The organism is Labilithrix sp. (assembly GCA_019637155.1).
Lineage (GTDB): Bacteria > Myxococcota_A > Polyangia > Polyangiales > Polyangiaceae > Labilithrix.
Genome location: JAHBWE010000006.1, coordinates 233,110 through 252,118, shown reverse-complemented (window position 1 = coordinate 252,118; position 19,009 = coordinate 233,110). Strand labels below are relative to the sequence as shown.

Sequence of the window (19,009 nt, the reverse complement as noted above, 5' to 3'; positions counted from 1 at the left end):
CGGCGTTGCGCTAACTGCGCGAACGGTGGTCGCGTGTAGGTAGGTGTGACCCTTGCAGGGTGGGGCTCGATGCGAGTCCGCCCGGCTGTCGCCTGCCTCCTCTCCCTCGCCCTCGCCGCCTGCGCCGTCGAGCCCTCGGACGGCGACCCGGCCGTGAACGACGACGTCGACCTGACGAGCCTCACCGCCCGGCAGCGCACCCTCGCGTTCGAGGGCGTCGTCTACGTCGAGCCCGGCTCCTCGAACGACGCGATCGTCGAGGCCGCGCGCAAGCAAGCCCGCTCCGCCTTCGGCGCTCTCCTCCACCAGGAGGTCGCCGTGCAGACGCGCGAGCTCCAGAACGTCGACGCGAAGAGCTTCAAGAAGCGGAACGTCACCGTCGTCGAGCCCGGCGCCGCCGACGGCGCGCCGATGATCGAGGTAAAGTACACGTATCGCGACAACGCCGTCGTCCCGGTGAAGATGGCGACGAAGACCGCGCTCAACATCGCGCTCCTCTCCGCCGGCGCCGAGGACAAGACCGCGGAGATCGTCGCCGCGTGCACGAAGAACGACAAGGAGGCGCGCGAGGACGCCGAGGCCGGCCTCCTCTGGTACAACTTCGACCCGTCGCGCGCCACCTGCAAGAAGGCGCTCGAGGCCGAGGCGCGGCAGATCGAGCAGGACACCTCCGCGCTCGCCGATCCGAAGACGCAGGTCGCAAGGTCGCGCGTGGACCGCGTCTACCTCCCGTCCACCGCGCAGCTCGCGAGCGCCGCGAACGCGACCGACGCGACCTACCCCGAATACGACCGCCTCTTCGCGGGTCCCTCGCAGCCCGGCGTGCTCACGATCTCGATCGTCAACGGCCGCCTCGCGCACGAGCGCGTCGAGGCGCGGAAGGACTCCGGCTACTACGAGTGGCTCGCCGCCCTCGACGTCATCTTCACCGAGCACCCGGACTTCGCGCTCACGAAGATCGAGCCGCACGAGGAGATCACGTACGCGTACGCGGAGAACAAGAAGTACGACGGCCTCTCGTTCGCGGACTTCATCCAGTGGACGGTGTACGGCCGCGGCTGGCCGAAGGGCATGCCGGCCTCGAGCCGCGACAACATCGCGAAGACGATCGCCGACAAGCTCGACAACCACTGGGTCACCTTCGAGAAGAAGACGAAGGTCCAGATCGGCAACAAGGCGCCGCAGGACCTCACGATCCGCATCGAGACCTTCTTCGGCGTCGACGACGACACCGCCCCCCACCGCCGCGCGCTCAAGCACGGCGACGTCGTCGTCTACAACGGCCACTCCTACATCGGCGAAGGCCCGCTCGATCCCGCCAACTACACGAAGGACAGCTTCAGCAAGGGCTACCAGATGTTCTGGTTCGACTCGTGTGTATCCTACAATTACTACGAGAAGGACTTCTTCCTCCTGAAGGAGGGCGGCTCCAAGAACCTCGACCTGATCACGAACGGCCTCGAGGCGCCGGAGTGGATGTCGGGCGAGGCGGAGGGCAAGTTCATCGCGAAGCTCATCGGCGGCACGAACCCGAGCTACGGCGCCCTCCTCCAGCTCGCAAAAGCGACCGACGCGCTCCGCGTCGTCGACGGCGAGATCGACAACAAGTGGTCCGCGGCGAAGACGCCGATCAAGTTCGTCCGCTGATCAGTTCCAGCCCGTCTTCGCGCGGACGATCGGGAGCAGATCGTCCGCGAGGCGCCGGTGGTACTCCGGCGAGCCGTGGCCGTTGCAGCCCGTCATCTCGCCGTCGCGCGCGATCGGCGGGATGACCTCGTAGACGCGTCCGTCGCCGCCGGCGTTGCGGCGCGTGACCGTCTCGCGCACGCCCGCCATCACGTTCGTGCGCGTGTCGCGGCCCGCGGGCTGGACGTCGTTCGTCGACGGCGACACGACGAGGAAGAGATGGGTGTCGGGGTACTTCGCGCGGATGTCCTTCGCGAACTGCTCGTACGCGTCGGAAAACTGCGCGAGCGTGGCGGGCCCTTCGTCGTAGGGCTGGCCGACCGCGAAGTCGTTGCCGCCGAGCATGACGATCACCGCCGCGGGGACGAACTGCGAGTGGTCCCACGTGCTCCGCGGATCGATCGGATCGGCGCGCAGGAAGAGCATCGGCATCGGCTCCTTGTCCGGGTGCCAGATGTTCTTGAAGACGCCCTTGCCCGAGTAGCAGGTGCCCGCGATCTCCGCGTTCAGGTCCTTCGCCATCAGCGTGCCCACCGACTTGTGGAAGTTCTCCCAGCGCGCGGCCCAGTCGGTGCCGGGGCAGTCGGGGCCGAGGCCGACGCCCTCCATCCCGAAGCCGGCGGGCTGCGAGTCGCCGATGATCTCGATCCGCCGCGTCTTCCGCGCCGGCGGCGAGAGGAGCGTCCCGCCCGCGAAGTCGTAGCCGAGGAACTGCGTGATGCCGTTCTGCGCCTCCGAGCGCTTGTAGAGCTCGATCTTGTGATCGCCCGGCGGGAGGTCCTCCGCGAGGACGAAGTCGTGGGTGCCGGTCGGCGTGACGAGCTTGTGCGTGATCGCGCCGTCGACGACGACGTCCCACTCGCTCGGCGTGCCTTCCATCCACGTGTAGTTGATCTCGTTGAAGCGCGCCGACACCTTCGTGCCGCTGAAGCGCGCGATGATCCGGCAGCCGGGCCACGCGCACTTCGGACCGGCCGGGTCGCGCGTGTCGAAGCGGCCGATGTACTGGACCGCAGGGGGGCCGCTCGGCGGCGGGTCGGTCGTGGCGTCGCCGTCGTTCTGGCCCGGCGTCGTCGCGTCGCCGATCACGACCGGGCTGCCGTCGCTCGCGGTGTGACCCGAGCTGGACGTGCCCGTCCCAGCGTCGCGACTTGCCTCGGCCGTTCGCGAGGGGTCGCTCGGGGACGAGGACGCGGAAGGGCCGCTATTTCCGGGCTCCGAGCTGCAGGCGAAGAACCAAGCGAAAGCGGGGACAAGCACGAAGGGGAACGGACGTCGCATCACCAGCGGCGCGTTGCAGCTCGCGTGCTCGCCAAGTGCGACTAGAGTTCCCTCCTGGTGGAGCCGCGCACGATCCGTGAATCCGACCGCGCCCGCGTGGGCTCGGTGCTCCACGACAAGTGGACGCTCGAGCGGCTCATCGGCGTCGGCGGCATGGGCGCGGTGTACGCGGCGCGCCATCGGAACGGCGCGCGCGCCGCGGTGAAGGTCTTCTCGCCGGTGAAGGAGACGCCCGTCCTCCGCGAGCGCTTCCTCCGCGAGGGCTACGCCGCGAACAAGGTCGAGCACCCCGGCGCGGTGAAGGTCCTCGACGACGACGTCATCGACAAGGGCGCGGACGCGGGCCTCGCCTACCTCGTGATGGAGCTGCTCGAGGGCGAGTCGCTCCAGGAGCGCTTCGCGAAGGGACCGCCGCTCACGGAGCGTGACCTCCTCGAGGTCGCCGACGGCGTGCTCGCCGTGCTCGAGGCCGCGCACGCGAACGGCGTCGTGCACCGCGACCTCAAGCCGGACAACCTCTTCCTGGTGCGGGATCCCGATCACGCGACCGGGATGCAGATCAAGGTCCTCGACTTCGGGCTCGCGCGTCTCTCCGAGGCGAAGGAGCAGCCCGACGCGGGCGTCGCGTTCGGAACGCCGACGTACATGTCCCCCGAGCAGGCGGCGGGCCTCGCCGACAAGATCGACGGGCGCACGGACCTCTACGCGCTCGGCTCGATCCTCTTCCAGCTCTCGAGCAACAAGCGCATCCACGACGCCGCGCACACGCTCGGCCTCGTCGTCCGCATGGCGACGACGCCGGCGCCGAAGCTCAAGACCGTCGCGCCCGACGCGTCGGACCGCTTCGCCGCCATCGTCGATCGCGCGCTCGCGTTCGATCGCGACGACCGCTACGCGTCCGCGACCGCGATGCGCGAGGAGGTCCGCGCCGCGCTCGCGCTCCCGAGCGCGGAGCCGTCGACGGTGAACATCGTCGCGAGCTCGTCGATGCGCCCGCCGTCGGCGTCGTTCGCGCATCGCCCCACCGTGCCCGCCGAGGCGCCGCTCGAGACGACGAAGGAGGTCGCGACGCGGCCGAGCGCGTTCGACGAGCCGAGCGCCGACGTGACCGGCCCGCGCTCCGCGGCGATGCGCGCGGCGGTCGAAGGGAAGCGTGGCCGCGGCTGGCTCCGCGCCGTCGTCGTCTTCGTCGTCGCCGCCGCGATCGGGTTCGTGCTCATCCAGAACCGCTCCGCGATCGTCCCTCCACCCGCGGAGCCGACGCCGATCGCGAACGTCGTCACGGAGGCGGAGGCGGAGGTGTCCGCCGTGCCCGCTCCCTCCCCGCCGGTGGAGGACCTCGAAGACGCCGGCGACGACGACGACGCAGGGGACGACGACGAAGACGACGACGACGAGCTCGACGCCGCGGCGAGCGACACGGCGCCCGACGCCGCGCCCGACGCGACCGCGGCGAAGGCGCGCCCGCACCACCCGACGGTACGCCCCGCCGCGAAGAAGCCGGCGCCCCGCCAGCCGAACGCGCCGCGCCGAAAGCGGAAGAAGCGCTGGCGCTGGTAGCGGGCGACGGCGAGGCCGCGCTCCGCTCAGCGCGCGTGGGCTGCGGTCGCGCCGTTGGTGCCGGTGCGACGCGCGGGGCGCGAAGGCTGGAAGAAGGCCTCGAGGCCCTTCGCGACCGCGGTCTCGAAGGCCGCGTGCATCTTCACGCCGAGCGCGTCGAGCTCGGCGGCGGGGATGTCCCTCTTCACCTTCGGGAACATCTCCTTCTCCTCTTCTTCGATGTGATGCTCGAGGAGCTCCTTCAGGACGAGGGCGCGCGTCTTCTTGTCCTCGCCGCTCGCCTGGAGGAGGCGCGCCAGCTCGAAGCGCGCGACCGCGTGCTCCTCGAAGGACTCGTTGATCATGCTCTTCATGAGCTGTTTCACGCGGGGGTAGAAAATATGCTCCTCGATCACCATGTGCGCGACGAGCTCGTCCGCCATCTTCTTGAGCTCCGCCGGCGCAGCACCGCTCTCGTGCGCCTTCTCGAGCGCCGCCGTGGTCTTCTTGTGCTGTTGTTTCAGTAGATCAATCGCGTTCATGCCTGCCATGGAGCAAACCGCGTTCCGTGGGGCGCATCGCCGTAGCGCCCTCCGGCATCGAATGGGGGGCGATGAGATTTGCGACAGCGGAACTCACGTTGGAGTTGCTATAGCCTTGGCCGTGCGGTCGGTCGCGGTCCTTGCCCTCCTGGCTCTCGTCGCGTGCGAGCCGGCCAGCGTCGCCGAGGCCGAGGCCCGTCGCGACGTGGCCTGGCTCGAGAAACACGAGGGCCGCGAGAGCTTCGAGGCGATGGGCCGCCTCGCCGATCACGACCCGCACGCCGCGGCGCGCCTCGCGAGCCGGACCGGGAACGCGGACGTCTATCACGCCGCGTGGCAGGCGCACACGCGCGGCGGCGCGTGGGGCGGCCGCGTCCTTCGCGCCGGGCTCGCGCTGCCGGCCGACATCCCGCTCGTCGTGGCGGAGCTGCCCAAGCGTGACCCGCGTGTCGATCCGTTCGTCCACGACGTCGAGCTCGCGGTAGGCGCGGCCAACGGCCCCGCAAAGACCGCCGCGGCCGCGCTGCTCGCGAGCCTCGGTTCTTCGTCGCAGGCGGCGCTCCTCCGCTTGGTCGACGCGCCCGCCACGCGCGACGCGACGTGCACGGGCCTCGGCGGCGCCGACGCCTCGGAGGATTCCCGCCTCGTGCTGATGAAGGCGCAGCCGGAGTCTCGCCTCGCGCCGGCGTGCCAGCAGGCGCTGCTCGACCACGCGACGCTCGACCGCCGCGTCCTCGATTGGCTCGGCGACGCCGGCGAGCCCGAGCTCGTCGCGAGCGCCGCGAGCACGCTCGAGTGCACCAAGCTCTCGCACCTCTGGGAGCGCGTGTTCGGCTCCTCGCGCGAGAGCATCGTCCCGCTCGAGCCCGCGCTCGCGGCCTCCACCGCGCGGTGCGAGGTCACGCTCGATCCCGTCCTCTCGCGCGCGCTGCTCGCGACCCCGCGCGTCCGCGCGAGCGTCCTCCGCGTCCTCGACTCCGACGCGATCCGCCCCGACGAGCTGACCTCGACGTGCAAACAGCTCCCCCGCCTCGCCCACGGCCGCTCGATCCCAGACGACGTCCGCACCCTAGCAAGCACCCTCCTCTCCAAACGCTGCAACAAGGTCTAAGCCCAAGCCCGGACAGGCTCGACTCGACCCAACGCCTGGGAGCACCCTCTCGGGGGGCCCGGGGGCGCGGAGCGCGTCCCCGCGCGACGGCCCCCGGTGGGAGAGCTCGAGAGGGCAGAGCCCTCTCGAACGTCAAAGCGGACCGCCGAGGACCGCGCGGTAGAGCGCGAGCGCCTTCTGGTGGTCGAAGAGCGCGTCGAGCTCGCGTGTCGCTGCTTCGAACGTGCCTTGCTCGCGGATGTTCACGAAGAGGACGTTGCTGTCGCCGAGGTCGAAGCGCTGGCGCTCCGCTTGCTCGAGCTGACGCGCGAGCTGGAGCTCGCGGCGCGCGAGGCCGAGGCGCTGCGTCGCCGCGTCCGCCCCCGCGGCCGCGTCGCGGACCTCCACCGTGATCTTGTCGCGCGCGTAGCGGAGCTCGAGGTCATACTCGAGGAAGCGCGCGTTCGCCGCGCGCGCGCGGCCGTCGGCCTTGCGCGTGCGGAGCGGGATGTCGAGGAAGACGCCCGCCTCGAGCGCGGCCGGCTGGCGCTCGGGGTAGCCCTCGCCGAACTGCTTCGCGCCCGCGAGCATCACGTTGAGCGCGGGCCAGCGCTCGTTCTGCGCGAGGTCGCGCTCGACCTCGTATTGCCGCCGCTTCGCCTCGTATTGCTTCATCTCGGGGCGCCGCGACATCGCGGTCGAGAGGTCGCGCTCGAGCGTGGCCGCGTCGATCGGCGTCGGCTCCGGGAGGTCGGGGGGCACGCGCTCCGGCGACGGGATGACGGGATCGCCGCGCTCGTCGCGGAGGTAGAGCGAGAGCGCGAGCCGCGTGGCGGTGAGATAACGCTCCGCCGAGACGACCTGCTGCTCGCGCTGCACGATCGTGCGGGCGTTGTCGGTGATCTCGATCGCGGCGGCGTCCCCGCGCTGCACGCGCATCGTGAGCGCGGTGTTCCGCTCGACCGCGCGATCGAGGAGCTGCTTCGCGATCGCGAGCTTCTTCGCGGCCGCGACCCAGTCCCAGTACTTGTACGCGGCGCTGCGCTGCATATCGAGCTGCGTCGCGATGAAGCCCTGCTTCGCCGCGACGACGCCGGCCTCCGCCTTCCAGAGCTTCGCGCGCTCCTCGTCCGTCGCGCCGCCGCGGAGGAGCGGGACGAGCACGCCCGCGCGCGCCTCGCCGAGGTCGTTCGTGCGGTAGCCGTCGTAGTAGATCGGGAACTTGCCCTGGCCGATGCGGTAGCCGCCGAACACCGAGAGGCCGCGCCAGTACAGCGGCTGCTCGACGTAGCTGTCGACGGTGCCGTACTGGTAGTAGCCGAGCGGGAAGAGGCTCGCCTTCGTCCGCCACTTCGGATCGAACGAGCCCGCGGCCGAGAGCTGCTCGCCGTCCGCGGCGGTGATGCTCTGCATCTCCGCGAGCAGGAGCGGAAAGCGCGACGACACGCTCGCGAGCACCTCCGAGAGGAGGAGCGGCGTGTTCGCCTGCGGCGGGGGAACGAGCGTGACGACCGGGCGCGGCGTGGCGGGGAGGTCGAGCGCCTCGTCGCCCGTCGCCGGCTGACCGGGCGTGCGCGGTACCGGCGCGCCGCTCGGCGAGCGCGGTCCGCTCCCCGCCGGCACGGCGCCGGGCTGCACCATGCCGGGGCCGCTCGGCAGCGAGCGCCACGACTCGGCGTCGGCCGGACGCGGCAGCGGCGTGTCGCGCGAGGGACCGTGCACGCCGTCGCCTTCGAGCGGCGCGGTCCCGCCCGGACGCGGCTCGCCCGTCGTTCGCCCCGCCGGCCGCGGCTCGAGCGGCGAGTCCCCCGCCGGCCGCGGCTCGAGCGGTGAGTTGCCGCCCGGGCGCGGTGAGTTCGGCGCGTCTCCCGAGGGCGTGGTCTGCGCGAAGACGCGGGCGTTCGCGAGGACGAGGACGAGGACGAGGGCGATCGGCGCGCGCTTCATTTGCCGCTCTTCTTCTCCGGCGCGGTGTTCGCGACCGCAGGCGGGAATCCGTTCATCTGGCGCCAGAGCTCGTAGCCGAGGCGCACGCGGTTCAGGAGGACCCACCCGTTCACGCGCGTCCCCTGACGGAGGTACACGCCGCTCGGCCACGGCTCGCCGTCGTCGGGCACGACGACGATGCGGAACTTCCCCTGCCCGTTGTCGGCGGCGTCGACCCACGCGACGCGCCCGCCGAAGGTACCGACCGCGACCGAGGGCCAGCCGGTGAACTGGATCGCCGGCCATCCCTCGAACTGCATGCGGACGTGACGGCCCTCCGTGATCAGCGGGATGTCGTTGCCGGACATCCAGAGCTCCACCGCGCGCACGTCGGTGTCGGGGACGAAGGAGAGGAGCGGCTGCCCCGCCTTGAGGAGCTCGCCGCCTTGCCGCGCGATCACGCTGAGCACGACGCCGTCGCGAGGCGCGGTGACGCGCTGGGTCTGCTGCCGAGCGAGACGGCCCTCCGTGCGCGCGAGCTCCGCGCTCGCGGTCGCCTCGTCGGAGAGCGCGGAGGCGCGGCCGGCGTGCGCGTCGTTGATCGTCGCGCCGACGTCTGCCATCACCTTGAGCTGGTCGGAGCTGAGGGCCGCCTCCTCGCTCCGCGCCGCGAGGAGCGCCGCGCGCGCGCGCTCGGCCTCGGTGCGCGTCTTCACGAGATCGAGCTCGGCGAGCTCGGCCTGCCGCTTCGACGAGAGGCCCTCGCCGAAGAGCGCCTTCTGCCGTTCGTAGTTCAGCTCGCTCGTCTTGAGCGCGGTGTCCGCCGCCTCGACCGCCTGCTGCGCCTGCGAGATGCGGTTCTTCGCCATCGACACGCGCGCGCCCGCGGCGTCGAGCGCGCTCTTCCGCGCCGCCTCGAGCTCCTGGATGCGGCTCTCGATGCTCTCCGCGCGCGCGCGCGCCGCCGCGATGCGCTGCTTCAGGCTGTCGATCTCGGTCTGGATGCGCGAGAGGACGAGCGGATCGTTGTCCGTCATCTCGCAGAGCACGTCGCCCTTCTTGACCTTCATGCCCTCCTGGACGTTCCAGGAGACGACGCGCCCTTCGATCGGCGCCTCGATGAACTGCTGCCGCTCTTGCGGCGCGTAGGCGATGACGCGGCCCGCGCCGTCGACCGACTGCTGCCACGGCACGAACACGAGGAGCACGACGAAGAGCACGAGCGCCCCGATGATGATGCGGGAGAGGACCAGCGAGGCGCGCGCGCGCGGCTGGAGACCGAGCCGCCCGAGATCGCGATCGACCTCCGGGCCGTCGTCGTACGAGAGCGGGATCACGGGCGGCCTCCGTCGAGGAGCTGCCCGTCTTGGAGCACGATCGTGCGCGTGCAGTACCGCAGCGTGGCGGTGTCGTGCGTCGTGACCACGATCGTCCACGGGCGCTCGCGCGCGAAGAGGTAGCCCGCGACGCGCTCGCGCGTGCGCGCGTCGAGGTCGTCGAGCGACTCGTCGAGGAGGAGCAGCCGCGGCTTCGCGACGACCGCGCGCGCGATGACGAGCTTGCGCGCCTGACCGAGCGAGAGCCCCGCGCCGTACGACGTGAGCGGCGTATCGACGCCTTGCGGGAACTGCTTCACCTCGTTCCAGAGCTCCACCGCCTCGAGCGCGATGCGCGCGTCGTCGGGGGTGACCTCGGGGCGGCCCGCGATGACGTTCTCGAGGATCGTGCCCTCGAAGATCTCGATCCCGCGGACCATCGCGACGTGCGTGCGGAGCGACTTCACCGACACGGTCGGGATCGGCTCGCCGTCGATCTCGATCACGCCGCTCTGCGGAGGGCGGAGTCCGTAGAACAGGTTCATGAGCGAGCTCTTGCCGGACCCGTTCGCGCCGGTGAGCGCGATCCGCTCGCCCGCGCGGAGCTCGAGCGACGCGCCCTCGAGGAGCCGCCGTCCCGGGTAGGCGAAGGTGACGTCGCGCACCGTGACCGAAGCCGGCCCGGTGTAGCGATCGAGGAAGGTGCTCTTGCCGCCCGTCTCCTGCGGCAGCTCGAGGAGGTGCCCCAGCTTGTCGAAGCCGGCGAGCATGTCGTAGAGGCTCTCGAGCTGCTTGCCGACCTTGGAGAAGCCGGCGAGCACGCCGGAGACGATGAGCTCCGCGGCGACGAGCTGGCCGAGCGTGAGCTGCTTGTTCATGACGAGGATGCCGCCGATCGCGATGAGGAGCGACGAGAAGACGACCTGGAACCCGAGCGCCCCGACGTGCTGGCGGAAGAGCACGCGGAAGTGCGCGCGGCGCGTGGTCAGGTACTCCTGCGTGAGCTCGTAGGTCCGGCTCACCGCGAAGCGCTCGCCGCCGGTCCCCTTGAACATCAGCGGGTGCCGCATCATCTCCTGGAGCCACGCCGCGGTCTGGTACTTCGCCTTCGACTCGACGATCGCGGTGCGCTCGGCGCCGCGGCCGAGCCAGAGGAAGACGAACAACATCGCGAGGACGAGGAGCACGTCGAACGCGAGCAAGAACGGGTGATAGAACGCGAGGACGATCATCCCGACGAGCGTCTGCAGCGCGAGCGCGCTCCCGTCGACGAGGAGCGTCGAGCCCGACTTCTGGATCGTGACGACGTCGAAGAAGCGGTTCACGAGCTCGGGGCCGTGCGCGTCTTCGTGGGCGGTGGCGTCGACGCGCGGGAGGCGGTGGCTCAGCTGGAGCGCGGTGCGCGCGAAGAGGCGCTCCTGGATCGTCTCGACGAGCCGCGCCTGGAGCGCGCGAAAGAGCGCCGCGGTCGCGAGGCCGGCGAACACGAGGAACGCGAGGACGACGACGGGCTGGATGACGGTGCCGAACGCGACGGTGTTGACCATCGCCTGCACGGTCACGGGGATCGTCAACGCGACGATGCTCGACGCGACGGCGTAAAGGAAGACGAGCAGCATGTCGTTCCGGTCGGACTGAATCCACCGGTAGAGGCGATGAGCAGGCGCCGGATGAGCGGCAGACGAAGACATGCGCGTCCCCTCCGAGAAGGACGCGGTTACTCACCACGAATCATGCCGTCCGGCAATGACGTAACCGGCGATTTCTTCGTTGTTTTTCGAGACAAACCCGCGAAACCGTCGCGTTTTGCCGACAAACGGTGTCGGCGATCCCCGACGCTCGAGCTCTCTCAGGCACGACCGCTGCATTCCGTGAAACGACAGGAGAGGGAGCATGCGGGTCCGAGCGGTACTGTTCGACGTCGACGGGACGCTTCTCGAGAGCAACGACGCGCATGCGCACGCATGGGTCGAGGCGCTGCGTGGCCACGGCCACGACGTGCCCTTCGAGATGGTGCGATCGAAAATCGGCATGGGCGGCGACAAGCTCCTCGCCGAGGTCGCGCGCATCGATCACGAGTCGCCGCAGGGAAAGACCGTATCCAGGCTGCGCGCGAGCATCTTGAAGGCGCACTACCTCGCGGATCTCGGGCCGTTTCACGGGGCGCGCATGCTCGTCGACCTCCTTCGTTCGCGCGGCCTGGTCTGCGCCGCGGTCTCCTCGTCGAGCGCGGCGGACATCGCCGATCTCCTCCGCGCCGCCGGCGTGGCCGACCTCATGGACGAGGTCATCTGCGCCGACGACGCCGATCGCTCGAAGCCGGACGCCGACCTCGTCCAGGTCGCGCTCGAACGGCTCGGCCTCGAGCCGGACGAGGCCGTGATGCTCGGCGACACGCCGTACGACGTGGAGGCCGCGCACAAAGCCGGCGTGATCACGATCGCGCTTCGCTGCGGCGGGTACTGGAGCGATCAGGACCTCGCCGGTGCGGTCGCGCTCTACGACGATCCGGCCGACCTCGCCGCGAACCTCGATCGCTCCCCCCTCGCGCTCGACCGCGACTCGCTCCCGCCGCCGTCGCCCGTGCGTGTGCGGACGCGCCGGATCGCAGAGAGCGCGTAGGCAAACGGGGCTACTCAACGTCGGGGGCTTCGCCCCCGACACCCCCACCCCAGACACGGCCCTCGCGCTTTGCGCTCGGGGCGCTTCGCGCCCGCATTCGCGGCCGCTTCTGGGGCCCCTTTTGGACGCGACGCTCGGCGGGCCGACCGCGACGCTCGCGGCCCACGTTCTTGGCGGCCGCGACGCGCGACTCGCGGGCCCGGCGCCGGCCCCTTTCGGGTGGCTCTACTTGTAGCCGCTGAAGCCGCCGCCGGGTTTGCGGGGGGAGTCTTTCGAGGGCTTTGCTTCGTCGTCGATGGCGGCGTCGAGGCCTTTTGCGAGCTGGGGCTTGCCGGTCTTGGGGGCGTCTTCGGCGGGGGTGATTTCGGCGGAGGTGAGCTGTGTGGTCGAGGTCGGGGGCGCCGCGGGTTTGGGGGCGCACGCGGCCATCGCGGAGACCACGACCATCAACGCGCCGAGCTTCATGGCGGGCCTCATAGCACTGCGGCGGGATCGTGCAACGCGTGTTCCGGGCTCGAAGCCCGCGAACCCTCGAAAATATGCGGGGAGAGCGGGGCAATCCTGCATGGCAAGAACGCCCACGGCGGGGCGGGGTGCTACGCTCCGGGCGCTACGCGTGAACGCCAATAGCCTGTCCAGCATCCGCGTCGTCCCCGCGACGGGCGAGGCGATCCGAGGGGTGGGGAAGTACCGGTACATCGGCATGCTCGCCGAGGGCGGGATGGCCGACGTGTACCTCGCGGTGACGCAGGACGTGGGCTTCGAGAAGCTCGTCGTCATCAAGCAGCTCCGCCCCGACCTCGCGCAAGACCCGTCGTTCGTGAAGATGTTCATGGACGAGGCGCGCCTCGCCGCGCGGCTCAATCATCCGAACGTCGTCCAGACGCTCGAGGTCGGCACGGACGAGAAGACCGGCCTCCACTTCATCGCGATGGAGTTCCTCGAAGGCGTCCCCTACGTGCGCGTCGCACGCAAGAAGGACGCGCTGCCACCCCCGCTCTCGTTCCACCTCCGCATCCTCGTCGACACGCTGCGCGGTCTCCACTACGCGCACGACCTCCGCGACTTCGACGGCAAGCCGCTCAACGTCGTCCATCGCGACGTCTCACCGCAGAACGTCATGATCGCGTGGGCCGGCGGGGTGAAGGTGCTCGACTTCGGCATCGCGAAGGCCGCGCTCGCGGCCGAGGCGCGGCCCGAGGACTTCAAGGGCAAGCTCGAATACATGGCGCCGGAGCAAGCGTGCCGCGAGGAGGTCGATCGCCGCGCCGACGTGTTCTCGGTCGGCGTCATGCTCCACGAGGCGCTCACGCGCCGCCGCCTGTTCCGCAAGGGCGACGACAAGCTGATGATGCTCGCGGAGGGACGCCTCCCCCACGTGCTCCACGTCGCGCCGTCGGCGCCGCCGCGGCTCGCCGAGATCTGCGCGCGCGCGATGGCGCACGAGCGCGAGAATCGGTACCCGACCGCGGACGCGATGGCCGACGAGCTCGAGGCGTGGCTGCTCTCGACGCAGGACGCGAGCGCGCGCGACGTCGGCGCGTACGTCGCGGAGGTCTTCGCCTCGACGCGCGCGAAGATCACGCACGCGGTGGAGGAGCAGCTCGCCCGCTTCCGGCGCCTCGGCTCGACGGACGAGCACACGATGCCGCTCCAGAAGCTGCCGTTCGGCTTCACGGTCGACGCGCAGGAGACGATCCCGCCGGGCTCGATGTTCGGGCCCCCGAACGCGGCCATCTCGGGCGAGACCTACCGCGGGCTCGGGACTCCGGTGCAGCCGCCGCGCCCGGAGACGATGAGCGCGCCCGTCGTGCACGCCGCCGCCGCGTCGATCGCCGCCGCCGCTCCGCTGCCGCCCGCCCCGCGCACGAGCAACGTCGCGCTCGTCGTCGTGTCGATCGCGCTCGGGACCGTGCTCCTCGCCGGCGCCGCCGGCGGCCTCCTCGTGCTCCGCGCGAAGAAGCAGGCCCCGCCCGCGGTCGAGATCGACGAGCCCGCGCCGGCCCCGGCTCCGCCGCCGAAGCCCGAGGAGACCGAGGAGATCGAGGAGATCGACTACACGATCCGCGCGATGCCGGCGGACGCGAAGATCATCGTCGACGGCGCGACGCTCCCGAACCCCGCGATCGGCAAGCGCCCGCGCGACGCCGCCCAGCACACGATCCGCGTCGAGGCCCCCGGCCACGAGCCGCGCGAAGAGACGATCACGTTCGAGCGCAGCATCCTCGTCACGATCGATCTCCATCCGCTCCCGCCCCCGCCCGAGCCGGCGCCGAAGGGGAAGCGACGGCGGTGAGCCCGTGCAGCGTCGAGCGGAAGTGCTCGAGCGCCGGGCGCGCGTGCGCGGCGGACGATCGAGGATGTCAGGGCCTCGCGATCGGCGACGGCCTCGAGATCACCTGCGAGCGCGCGGCGACCGAAAGCGAGCCCGTCACCTACGTCTATTGCCCGCCCGGCGGACAGCAGCGCGACTCGAGCGCGGTGTGGATCCTCCTCTTCGTCGCGGTCGGCGTCGCCGCGATCGGCGCGGTGGTCTCGGCGCTCGTGATCCGGCGAAACCTCCGCTCGTGAACGAATCGCGCCGGCGACGCACCGGTAGTGAGCCGTGGTAGCTTGAGCGGTTTCGAGTTTGTACGAAGGAGGGTTCTTATATGAAATTGAAATCCAGTATCATGTTGTCCGCCACCGTCGCGGCGACGGTGTTCGCGGGTCTCGCGGGTGGCTGCGGTGACGACGATTCGCCCCCCGCCGCGCCGGTCGACGACGCAGGGCCCGACACGAGCGTCATCACGCCGCCGGAGGACTCGGGCTCGGACGTCGTCACGCCGCCGCCGCTCGGCGCCACCGCGAAGCGCGCGTCGAAGTCGGGGACGATCGCGATCAGCGACGACGACGCGATCGTCGGCATGGTGAACCCGGAGGATGGCTCCGTCTCGTTCTTCCAGACGAGTGACAACGCGCGCCTCTCGGTCGTGAAGACCGGGACCGGCGCCGCGCCTTCCGCGATCGTCATCGCGAGCGACAGCAAGACGGCGTGGGTCGCGAACCGTGGCACCGCGACGGTGGTGAAGATCACCGGCATCGACACGGCGACGCCCGCGGTCGGCGCGCCGATCAACGTCGGCTCGGAGCCGACCGGCATCGCGCTCTCGCCGCGCGGCTCCAAGCTCTTCGTCGCGGAGCTCGCGGAGGGCAGCGTCAGCGTCATCGACACCGCCGCCGGCACGCGCACCGCGATCGCCGGCGCGGTGCGCAACCCGCGCGCGATCGCGGTCACGAACGACCTCGACGACGACGAGGCGGACGAGACCGTGGTCGTCACCGAGTTCTTCGGCGAGCCCGTCGCGGGCAAAGAGACGGCAAACGACGGCCGCATCGGCCGCGTGCGCCTCTTCGGCGTCGACGGCAGCGACAAGGGCAAGATCGACTTCCAGCCGTTCACGAACGACACCGCGCCGCTCGACGGCGCGACGTTCGAGGAGAAGACGCAGCCGAACCAGCTCCACGCCGTCGCGATCAACGGCACGCAGGTCTTCGTCCCGTCGATCTCGTCGTCGCCGGCGCTCCCCCTCCGCTTCGATCAGAACCTCTACGCCGTGATGCACGTCGGCGATCTCGCGACCAAGGCGGAGGTCACCGGCGCGAACGGCACCGCGAACCTCACGCAAGCGGTGCAGAAGAAGACGATCGCCGGCAACAAGTTCTTCCTCGCCGACGTCGTCGACGTCGACTTCGTGCCGGGCCTCAAGGTCGCGTACGCGGTGTCGCGCGGCGCCGACGTCGTCCAGCGCATCGACTACAGCGGCGCGGAGCTCTCGATCGGAGCGACGCAGGCGGCGCAGATCGACGTCCAGGGCAACCCCTCCGCCTCCGACGTCAAGGCGTGCCACAACCCCACCGGCATCGCGATCGGCGAAAAGCTCCAGAAGGGCTACGTCAACTGCTGGGGCTCACACCGCATGGCGATCCTCGACTTCACGAGCCAGTCCGTCGCTGACGTGAAGGAGTCGACCGCGCCGGCGACGACCGCGATCGATCGCGGCCGCCACTTCTTCTTCACCGGCCGCGGTCGCTGGTCCGGAAACGGCACCGCCGCGGCGGAGCCGACCGCGAACGGCCAGGCGTGGTCGTCGTGCGGCTCCTGCCACCCGGACGGCCTCAGCGACAACGTGACCTGGACGTTCGCGGCCGGGCCGCGCCAGAGCACGTCGCTCGACGGCTCGTTCACGCACGGCGCGACCGGCGCAGGCCGCCAGCGCTTCTTCAACTGGACCGGCATCATCGACGAGATGCACGACTTCGAGGCGAACACGCGCGGCACGTCGGGCGGCAAGGGAGCGATCACGAACGCCCCGACCGGCAGCTGCGGGCAGCTCGGCCAGGAGGTCCGCCGCGTGAACGCGGGCGTGCTCCCGGGCGGGCTCCAGCTCTCGAACAAGGACCTCGCCGACGGCGTCATCGGCGACACGCCGGCCGGTCAGGAGCGATGCGGCCGCACCGACTGGGACGACATCAACGAGTACGTGAAGAGCATCGTGCCCGCGCAGGGCAAGAAGTTCCTCGACGCGGGGGCGGTCCAGCGCGGCGCTGATCTCTTCAAGGGCGACACGGGCGGCTGCTCGAAGTGCCACGGCGGCGGCGGCTGGACGATCTCGCGCCGCCCCTACAACCCGAGCAACGGGGGCACCGCCACCTTCGGCGCGCTCGCGTTCCCGGCGCCCGGCGTCACGCCGGCGGCCGGCATCGGCCCGTTCCTCACGAAGAACACGACGCAGATCTCCACCCAGACGCCGCCCGCCGGCGCGGCGGCGCCCGACGACACGGCGCGCGCACCCGGTCAGGGCTCGTGCGTCATCCGTGACGTCGGCACGTTCGGCGTCCGCCAGGCCGGCGGCGCGCTCGACGTCACCGTGACCGAGGCGCTCGAACGGCGCGGCGGCGCGGACCCGCGCGCGCAGGGCTTCACCGGCTACAACGTGCCGTCGCTGTACGGCGTGACGCTCGGCGCGCCGTACCTGCATCACGGTCAGGCCGCGACGCTCACCGCGCTCTTCACCGACGATCGCTTCAAGGCGCACTGGACGGCGGGCAATCCGAACTTCGACCCGGCGAGCGGCACGAACCGCGCCGACCTCATCGCGTTCGTCGAGTCGATCGACGCGACGACGGCGGAGGCCACCGTCGCCGCCGGCTTCGACGTCTGCCCGGCGAACTGAGCGCGATATACTGCGCACGTGGCTCACGCGCGCGTGCTCCTCGGGACGGCGATGCTCCTCGCTTGCGGAGCGTCGCCGTCTTCGGGTGGGTTCTCGACCGCGCCGGTCGCGACCGCGATCGGCGAGCAGCACGCCGGCGACTACAACCTCGGGCCGGTCGCGTTCCACGGCTCGTTCTGGAACTCGTGCGCGCCCTACCCGCCCGAGGTCGAGGCGAGCATCGGCGACCTCCTCGCCGGCCTCGCCTTGCGCTTCAACGGCAACGGCGCGCTCTGCGATACGTGCGTGACGATCAAGACCGCGCGCGGCAAGTCGGTCACGGCGCGCGTCATCACGACCGGCGAGACGGTCGGGCCCAACGACGTCGATCTCAGCCAAAAGGCGTTCGATCAGGTCTTCGACGGGGAGTACCCGCGGCGGATGACCTGGTCGCTCGTGAAGTGCGCGCCGTCGAACGAGAAGCTCCGCTATCAGTTCCAGACCGAGGCGAACCCGTACTGGACGAGCCTGTGGGTGCGCGGGGCGCGCCTCCCGCTGAAGACGGTGGAGGTCAAGAAGGCCGCCGCGTCGACGTGGACCCCGCTCGAGCGCGGCACCGACGGCACGCTGACGGATGCATCCGGCTTCGGTGAAGGAAAATTCACGCTTCGCGTCACCGCCTACGACGGCCAGGTCATCAGCGACACGTTCGATCGCTTCACGCCAGGCGGCATCCTGAGCTCGTCCTCCCAGTTCGAGTAGATGAAGAAGAAGTAGATGAGGAGGGCAACACGCCCGCAGCGTTCTGCGACAAACCTCCTCTTCCGAAGAGCGCCCGCTTCGTTGAAGCTCAAACCGAATACGTGTCGGAGAAGATACCCGAGCATGTGGCACGGCTCCTCACGTCTTCGATCGAATCGGTCGAACGGCTAGACGTCCTTCTCCATCTTCGATCCGACCCGACGCACACCTTCACCGCGCGCACGCTCGCTGCAGCGCTGAAGCTGCCGACCGCGAGCGTCGAGCAGGACCTGGCGATCCTGTGTGGACGTGGCTTCCTCACGGTGAGCATCGGCAACGACCTCCTGTATGCGTACAAGCCGATCAGCCCCGCGATCGACGAAGTCCTCCGCGAGGTCGCCGACCTGAACCGATTGCGCCGCAGCGACGTCGTGGCTGCGCTCATCTCACGGGACGGAAAAGATCCCGTCCGTGCCTTCGCCAACGCATTCTTGATCCGGGGCAACAAGAAGGGGGACGGAGATGCGTGACGCCGTATATGGCTTGTGTGCGCTGACGAGCCTCGTCTGCGCACTCCTCCTGCTCCGCGCGTACCGCGAGAGCAAGTCGCAGCTCCTCTTGTGGAGCACGATCTGCTTCGCGGGGCTCTTCTTCAACAACGTGCTGCTCGTGGTCGACGAGCTGTTCACCGAGGACACGGTGAGCCTCATCATCTATCGCGACGCCTCGTCGCTCGCGTCGGTCGTCGCGCTGCTCGTCGGTCTCGTCTGGCGGAACGAGGGGACGCGATGACGAACGTGCTCCACGCCTTCATCACCGGCGGCTCGACGATGGCGTTCCTCATCGCCGCCGCCTACTTCCTCCGGTTCTGGCGCGAGACGCGCGACCGGCTCTTCGTCCTCTTCGCGATCGCCTTCGTCGGCATGGCGCTCAACCGCGCGATGCTCGTGCTCGTCGCGTTCGGCCGCGAGAGCCAGCCGTACGTCTACCTCGTCCGCCTCGCCGCCTTCGTCCTCATCGCGTTCGCCGTCGTCGACAAGAACCGGCGTTGATACCGCTCGCGCCAGTGCG

Annotated in this window: 17 protein-coding genes; 11 read left to right on the top strand and 6 right to left on the bottom strand. The window is 70.4% G+C overall.

Annotated elements, in window-relative coordinates; translation table 11 throughout:
* Positions 1-69: 69 nt before the first annotated feature.
* Positions 70-1,647, top strand: coding sequence for a hypothetical protein (locus KF837_14500; GenBank protein MBX3228527.1), 1,578 nt, complete (start codon positions 70-72; stop codon positions 1,645-1,647).
* On the opposite strand, the gene KF837_14495 is transcribed toward KF837_14500, so the two are convergent.
* A complete protein-coding gene (locus KF837_14495; protein MBX3228526.1) occupies positions 1,648-2,775 on the bottom strand; it encodes a hypothetical protein in 1,128 nt (375 codons plus the stop codon).
* A 249-nt stretch (positions 2,776-3,024) separates the two neighbouring features.
* Between KF837_14495 and KF837_14490 the strand changes: the two genes are divergently transcribed.
* A complete protein-coding gene (locus KF837_14490; protein ID MBX3228525.1) occupies positions 3,025-4,527 on the top strand; it encodes a protein kinase in 1,503 nt (500 codons plus the stop codon).
* Positions 4,528-4,553: 26 nt separating this feature from the next.
* Here the strand turns inward: KF837_14490 and KF837_14485 are convergent, their stop codons facing one another.
* A complete protein-coding gene (locus KF837_14485; protein MBX3228524.1) occupies positions 4,554-5,048 on the bottom strand; it encodes a hemerythrin domain-containing protein in 495 nt (164 codons plus the stop codon).
* Between the two features lie 121 nt (positions 5,049-5,169).
* Between KF837_14485 and KF837_14480 the strand changes: the two genes are divergently transcribed.
* Entirely contained in the window at positions 5,170-6,159 is a 990-nt protein-coding gene (locus KF837_14480) for a hypothetical protein (protein MBX3228523.1), read from the top strand.
* A gap of 132 nt (positions 6,160-6,291) precedes the next feature.
* On the opposite strand, the gene KF837_14475 is transcribed toward KF837_14480, so the two are convergent.
* Genes KF837_14475 through KF837_14465 form a run of 3 tightly spaced genes read right to left on the bottom strand, consistent with a single transcriptional unit; the run spans position 6,292 to position 11,071 of the window.
* Entirely contained in the window at positions 6,292-8,085 is a 1,794-nt protein-coding gene (locus tag KF837_14475) for a TolC family protein (GenBank protein MBX3228522.1), read from the bottom strand.
* Positions 8,082-9,401, bottom strand: coding sequence for an HlyD family efflux transporter periplasmic adaptor subunit (locus tag KF837_14470; protein MBX3228521.1), 1,320 nt, complete (start codon positions 9,399-9,401; stop codon positions 8,082-8,084). Before KF837_14470 ends, KF837_14475 begins: the two co-directional genes overlap by 4 nt.
* A complete protein-coding gene (locus KF837_14465; protein MBX3228520.1) occupies positions 9,398-11,071 on the bottom strand; it encodes an ABC transporter ATP-binding protein in 1,674 nt (557 codons plus the stop codon). Before KF837_14465 ends, KF837_14470 begins: the two co-directional genes overlap by 4 nt.
* A gap of 202 nt (positions 11,072-11,273) precedes the next feature.
* Between KF837_14465 and KF837_14460 the strand changes: the two genes are divergently transcribed.
* A complete protein-coding gene (locus KF837_14460; GenBank protein ID MBX3228519.1) occupies positions 11,274-12,002 on the top strand; it encodes an HAD family hydrolase in 729 nt (242 codons plus the stop codon).
* 225 nt (positions 12,003-12,227) lie between these two features.
* Here the strand turns inward: KF837_14460 and KF837_14455 are convergent, their stop codons facing one another.
* Entirely contained in the window at positions 12,228-12,467 is a 240-nt protein-coding gene (locus tag KF837_14455) for a hypothetical protein (GenBank protein ID MBX3228518.1), read from the bottom strand.
* 151 nt (positions 12,468-12,618) lie between these two features.
* Between KF837_14455 and KF837_14450 the strand changes: the two genes are divergently transcribed.
* The 7 genes from KF837_14450 to KF837_14420 all read left to right on the top strand — a co-directional run bounded on the left by KF837_14450 (position 12,619) and on the right by KF837_14420 (position 18,990).
* Positions 12,619-14,298 (top strand): serine/threonine protein kinase, encoded by a 1,680-nt coding sequence (locus tag KF837_14450; GenBank protein ID MBX3228517.1) that lies wholly within the window; start codon positions 12,619-12,621, stop codon positions 14,296-14,298.
* Complete coding sequence (locus KF837_14445) at positions 14,295-14,573, top strand: hypothetical protein (GenBank protein MBX3228516.1); 279 nt, start codon at positions 14,295-14,297, stop codon at positions 14,571-14,573. The genes KF837_14450 and KF837_14445 overlap by 4 nt, the downstream gene beginning before the upstream one ends.
* A gap of 101 nt (positions 14,574-14,674) precedes the next feature.
* Positions 14,675-17,218: a YncE family protein gene (locus KF837_14440; GenBank protein MBX3228515.1), complete on the top strand. Its 2,544-nt coding sequence runs from the start codon at positions 14,675-14,677 to the stop codon at positions 17,216-17,218.
* Positions 17,219-17,236: 18 nt separating this feature from the next.
* Positions 17,237-17,959, top strand: coding sequence for a hypothetical protein (locus KF837_14435; protein MBX3228514.1), 723 nt, complete (start codon positions 17,237-17,239; stop codon positions 17,957-17,959).
* Positions 17,960-18,084: 125 nt separating this feature from the next.
* Positions 18,085-18,468 carry a hypothetical protein gene (locus tag KF837_14430; GenBank protein ID MBX3228513.1) on the top strand — a complete coding sequence of 128 codons (384 nt, stop codon included), beginning with the start codon at positions 18,085-18,087 and terminating at the stop codon, positions 18,466-18,468.
* Entirely contained in the window at positions 18,461-18,730 is a 270-nt protein-coding gene (locus tag KF837_14425; GenBank protein ID MBX3228512.1) for a hypothetical protein, read from the top strand. The genes KF837_14430 and KF837_14425 overlap by 8 nt, the downstream gene beginning before the upstream one ends.
* 38 nt (positions 18,731-18,768) lie before the next feature.
* Complete coding sequence (locus tag KF837_14420; protein MBX3228511.1) at positions 18,769-18,990, top strand: hypothetical protein; 222 nt, start codon at positions 18,769-18,771, stop codon at positions 18,988-18,990.
* The last annotated feature ends 19 nt before the right edge of the window (positions 18,991-19,009 follow it).